Below are 3,296 nucleotides of genomic sequence, written 5' to 3'. Positions count from 1 at the left end.
ACCGGCAGTAGCGGTTCGATCACTGTCCACAACTCGTCGTCCACGATCCACGGGGCCGCCACGACGAAACATACTGCACCGCAACGAGAATCACCGCCACTCTACAGAACCTGTTAGGAGCTCTAAACCCGGCTCCGGCGGTGTTCGAGGCGATGCTGGAGGGGTGGCGTCGTCACATGTCGGCGCGGTTTCTGCGGGTGACGACGATCACTGCGAGGGTGCAGCTGATCAGGCGGCTGGAGCGGTTCAGTGGGTTGTATCCGTGGCAGTGGACACCGGCTGAGGGTGAGGAGTTCATCGATCACCTGCGTGCTCGCCCGATCGAGGTGTCCACCGCCCGCGGGTATGAGGTGGCGATCAGCCTGTTCCTGGAGTTCCTGCTCGATGCACGGTATGGGTGGGCGCAGGTGTGTGAGGAGCGGTTCGGGCAGACGCCGCAGCTGATTTTTCATGAGGGCAATTCGATTGCGCACAAGGTGGATCACGAAGGAGATCCGCGGCGGCGGCCGTTGACCTATGACGAGGTCCAGGTCTTGTTCGATGCCGCGGACGCCCGTCCGGGCCGGATCGTGGGCCGGGGTGTGAAAGGTGGGTTGAGCGCGGTGCGGGGTGCGGCGGTGCTGAAAACGATCTATGCGTATGGACTGCGCCGGAGCGAGGCCGCGCAGCTGGATCTGGTCGATTTGCGCGGGAATCCGAAGCTGCCGGAGTTGGGCAGATGCGGATCGGTCATGGTCCGTTTCGGGAAGTCGAGCAAGGGGTCGGCGCCGAAGCGGCGGTCGGTGCTGCTGGTGCCGGAGATGGACTGGGTCACCGAGGTGCTCGAAGACTGGATCACCCAGGTGCGGCCTCGGTTCGGGCCGGGTCGGCATCCGGCGTTGTGGGTGACCGAGCGGCTGGGCCGGTTGAGGGCGCGCTCGATCAACGACGCGTTCGTCGCCGTCAAGCAGGACGCCGGTTTGGACGAGAAGTTGGATGTGCATTGCTTGCGGCATTCGTTCGTCACCCATCTGACCGAGTTCGGGTATCCGGCGAAGTTCGTCCAGGAACAGGTGGGTCACTCGCATGCGGCGACGACCGCGATCACATCCGTGTGTCCGATGAGTTCCGCAACACGGTGTTGGCGAAGTCGTTGAAGAACCGGCTCGGCGAGCTGTGGGATGTGAAGCCGTGATCAAGAAGATGGGTTATCGGTGGCGGCTGCGGGATCTCATGGCCGATCAGCAGATGTTCCAGACCTCGGATCTGATGCCGCTGCTGGCAGAACGCGGCATCGTGCTGTCCCGCGAGCAGGTGTATCGGCTGGTGACTCAGCCGCCGCAACGGCTGAGTATGGACACCCTCGTCGCCCTCTGCGACATCCTCGGCTGCACCCCGAACGACCTGATCGAACCACAGGTTGTCAATCAGCAGGTCCGCAAAACTGCCGACGGCACGCGCGCTCGCGCCCCGGTCACCACGCGCCGCAGCGTCATCCGCCGACCGGGACAGCAATGACCCGCCGAAAAGACGACCCGGGCAAGCTCGCGCCTGCCCGGGCGCGGCTGGTGGCGTTCGTCCAGAACGCCCTCGGTGACGCGGTCACCGCAGCCGGTGCCCAGCAGCTGTTGGAACAGGCCGGCGCATGGCTGGGGAGCTCGGCGGTCGCGCTGGACGCGCATCTGCGAGCGCATCCGGAGGCGTTCAGTTCCGGATCGCCGAAGTGTCCGCCGTCGCTGCCGCGGTTGCTGCGGCGCATCCACGCCGCCGGTCTCGGCGAGAAGGTGCTGCTGATCGGGTGCGCGCGCTGCGGCAAGACCAGGATCGAACTGATCAAGAAGACCCCTGAAGGCCGGTCTTGCGCCTGGTGCGTACATCGCGAGCAGTCGCGTCCAAATGCGCCGTGCGGGGTGTGCGGCCGGTTGCGGCCGGTGCATGCCCGCGCCACGGCCGAACGTCCGGCGGTCTGCCAGGGCTGTTACCGCAATGTCGGTGACTGCGTGGTCTGCGGGCGCCGCCGCCCGGGCGGCAAGCTGCGTGGCGGCCCGTTCCACTGCATCCGCTGCTGGCCGCTGGACCGGTTGTGTGACCTGTGTGGTGAGACGAAACCTGCCGCGGCGCGATGGCCCGTGGGCACGGTGTGTCACCGCTGCTATGACCAGCGCACCAACAATCCGAAGCCGTGCACCCACTGCGGCGTCCCCAGCGTGCTGGTCGCCGTCGCCGACGGCGGCCCGGTCTGCGGCCGTTGCGTCGGCGTCGAGCACTTGGACTTCACCTGCCGTGGTTGCGGCGCTCGAGGCGCGATCCGCTCCGGAGGCCGGTGCGTGCGCTGCGTGGCCACCAGTCGCCTCGACGAACTGTTGCGCGGCGAGGACAGCGCCGTCGCTGCGCCGCTGCGGCCGTTGGCCGACGCGCTGCGCGTCGCCAACCCCGGGTCGCTGTTGACCTGGCTGCGTGTGAGCCAGTCCTGCCAACTGCTGACCCAGCTCCTGGCGGAGAAAACCGACCTCACCCACGAGGCGCTCGACGCCCTTCCGCAAGGGCACGCCAGCCGCCACATCCGCGAAATCCTTGTCTCGGCAGAGATTCTCGACCGCCGCAACGAGGACCTGGCGCAACTACAAATATGGGCAGAACGCATCATCACCGCCCTGCCCGCATCGCAACAGCGCCTCGTGCGGCCCTTCGCCGAATGGCACATAATCCGCGAAGCACGTCGCACCGCCGCCCGAGGCGTTTATCGCGAAGGAGCGGCGCGCCGAGACCGTGCTCAGATCAACACGGCGATCGCGTTCCTGAACTGGCTCGACACCAACCACACGCCGCTGGGCGAGCTCACCCAACATCATGTCGATGCCTGGTTCGACACCCACCGCAACAAAAACCGTCCCGTGGTGGCATTCTTGCGCTGGCTGTCGGCCCGCCGCATCATCCCCGACATCGAAATCGCCCCCAGCCAACAAGGATCGCCGCAACACTTCCACGACCTCGACACCCACCAGCAGCAACTGCGCCGCTGCCTGACTGACGACACCCTGCCGCTCGAGGTCCGCGTCGCCGGATCCCTGATCCGGCTCTACGGGATGCCGCTGGCCGCCATCGTCGAACTCACCACCGACCGGTTCACCCGCGACGAGACAGGCGCCTGCCTGCTGTTCGACACACACCCTGAGGTTCCCCCGCATTGTTGGAGGGCTTTGAGCATGGTCCGATAGGACCGGGAAGGAGCCCCGCGTGGCAGCACCGAAGAAATACCCGGACGAGCTGAAGGCACGAGCGGTCCGGCTGTATCTGGAGTCGGACCCGAAACCGAC

General features: G+C 66.4%; 2 protein-coding genes and 1 pseudogene. All 3 read left to right on the top strand.

All coding sequences use genetic code 11. The features are described from left to right. The first annotated feature begins 152 nt into the window (after nucleotides 1-152). The 3 genes and pseudogenes from GVY64_RS36645 to GVY64_RS36635 all read left to right on the top strand — a co-directional run bounded on the left by GVY64_RS36645 (nucleotide 153) and on the right by GVY64_RS36635 (nucleotide 3,197). Nucleotides 153-1,174: pseudogene (locus tag GVY64_RS36645) on the top strand (tyrosine-type recombinase/integrase). Continuing rightward, nucleotides 1,171-1,497 carry a helix-turn-helix domain-containing protein gene (locus tag GVY64_RS36640; protein ID WP_159851248.1) on the top strand — a complete coding sequence of 109 codons (327 nt, stop codon included), beginning with the start codon at nucleotides 1,171-1,173 and terminating at the stop codon, nucleotides 1,495-1,497. The pseudogene GVY64_RS36645 and the gene GVY64_RS36640 overlap by 4 nt, the downstream one beginning before the upstream one ends. A gap of 266 nt (nucleotides 1,498-1,763) precedes the next feature. Further along, on the top strand, nucleotides 1,764-3,197 hold the full coding sequence (locus GVY64_RS36635) for a hypothetical protein (RefSeq protein ID WP_159851246.1): 1,434 nt from the start codon (nucleotides 1,764-1,766) through the stop codon (nucleotides 3,195-3,197). The last annotated feature ends 99 nt before the right edge of the window (nucleotides 3,198-3,296 follow it).

The organism is Nocardia sp. CY41, assembly GCF_009829325.1.
Lineage (GTDB): Bacteria > Actinomycetota > Actinomycetes > Mycobacteriales > Mycobacteriaceae > Nocardia.
Note: the sequence above shows the minus strand (reverse complement) of the source record. Positions and strands in the feature narration are given on the sequence as shown.